The organism is Pseudoalteromonas sp. McH1-7, from assembly GCF_013366255.1.
Taxonomy (GTDB): Bacteria; Pseudomonadota; Gammaproteobacteria; order Enterobacterales; family Alteromonadaceae; genus Pseudoalteromonas; species Pseudoalteromonas peptidolytica.
The window spans coordinates 1-1,904 of the sequence record NZ_JABWPQ010000053.1 but is presented as its reverse complement, the minus strand read 5'-3'; the positions used below and the strand labels follow the sequence as shown (position 1 = coordinate 1,904).

Genomic DNA, 1,904 nt, shown 5'->3' with positions numbered 1-1,904 from the left:
CCTGTCGAGCCTGAGGTATAAATCACATACGCCAGATGTGATGCGCTCACACCAACCTCTTGTGGCCGAGTACGTGGATACGCATCACACAGATGCGGCTCCCCTAAGGCAAATCCATCTAACCTAACTTGCGTTTTGGTAAAACTCGCTAATGCTTCTGCCGTCTCTCCATGGCTCACTACCACCGATAATGACGCATCTGCTATCATATATTCTAAGCGGCTACGCGGATAACTCGGGTCTAGTGGCACATAAGCACCTCCTGCTTTTAAGATCCCTAAAACCGCTATCACCATCTCCAGTGACCTATCTGCGCACACACCCACTAAGCTATCTGGCCCTATCCCATGCTCTGCGCGCAGGTAATGTGCTAGCTGATTCGCCTTCTCATCCAATGTCTTGTATTGTAAAACGTCATCTGCAAATGCAACCGCAACTTGCTCTGGCACTAAGTCCACTTGACGCTCAAACAACGTATGAATACAAGCCGACTTATCATACTCTACTGCTGTGTCGTTCAGTGTATACAGCAGCTTGTGCTCTTCTTCTTTCGATAACAATGGCAAGCTACTCACTGCGGTTTGTGCACTGGCTTCACTCAACCCTGTCAGTAGCCGCTCAAAGTGCGCATTCAGCTGGGCAATATGTCCTTTGTCGAACAGGCTAACATCATAATTCCAGTGCACGGTAACACCTTGCTCATTAATTTGAATATCGACATCCAAATCAAATTTCGCCTGTACACTGTCACCACTGTACGGCTTAACCGTCACACCTGGTAGCTTAAACCCTGCTTTATCCGCATCACTCGATAAACCATAGTCACTATTGGTCGTCATCATGATTTGAAATAGTGGGCTGTGTGAGCCACTGCGTGGCACTTTCAAACGCTCGACTATTTGCTCAAAGGGCGCTGACTGATTTGCTTGTGCATCTAGATTAACTTGTCTTATGTGTGCTAAATACTCACCTACTGTATTATGACCAGTATCCGCTCTTAGCACTAAGGTGTTGACGAAGAACCCTATCAATGGTGCCAGCTCTCGCTGCTCCCGATTCGCTATTGGTGTGCCTATGACCACATCCTTACTGTTTCCATGCCTCGACAGGAGTAACGATAAGGCGCCATGCAATAACATAAACGGAGTGATTTTGAATTGCTGCGCCATCTTCAGAAGTGCTTGCGCCAACTCTTTGGGTAAGACTCCTGTAACTCGCGCACCCTGATATTGCTTTTGTGCTGGCCTTGCTTTATCTAATGGCAAACTATGGAGTGCAGGTAACCCTTCAAGTTGCTGCTCCCAATAATCCAACTGACCCTCAAGCTGCTCTTGTGCCAAATAGTGACGCTGCCAATGAGCATAATCAGCATACTGCACCGCGAGTTCTGGTAAGGGGCTAGCTTCACCTGCTTCTTGCGCATGATACAGTGCAAAGAACTCCTTCATCAGGATTTCCATTGACCATCCGTCTGACGCTATGTGGTGCAGATTAAGTAACAGTACGCCTGATGTTTCTGCGGTCTTTATAAAGCTTACCCGTAACATCACTTCTGTGGATAGATTAAACGGTCTCCCTACTTCCTCACGCACATATGCTTTAAGTGCGGTTTCTTTATCTTGCTCATCGAGTTCACTGATGTCTTTTTGCTGAATCGCAAACTCGACTTCAGATATTGTTTTTATCTTTTGATATGCTTCACCATCATGCTCTTCATAGACGGTTCTTAAGACTTCATGACGCGCGATAATTTCACGAAAGGCTCGCTGAATACTCGTCAGACTAATCGTGCCTGACAGCTCAAATACCATCGGCATATTGTACTCTGGAGTGCTACCTTGCAAACTATCAATAAACCATAGCCGCTGCTGGGCAAAAGACAGAGGGAACTTATCTGTGTTTCT

General features: G+C 46.5%; 1 protein-coding gene. It reads right to left on the bottom strand.

Features of this window, described 5'->3' with window-relative positions:
* Positions 1-1,904 (bottom strand): non-ribosomal peptide synthetase (locus HUZ36_RS21575; RefSeq protein WP_176033943.1); only part of this gene is annotated, 1,904 nt, incomplete at both ends.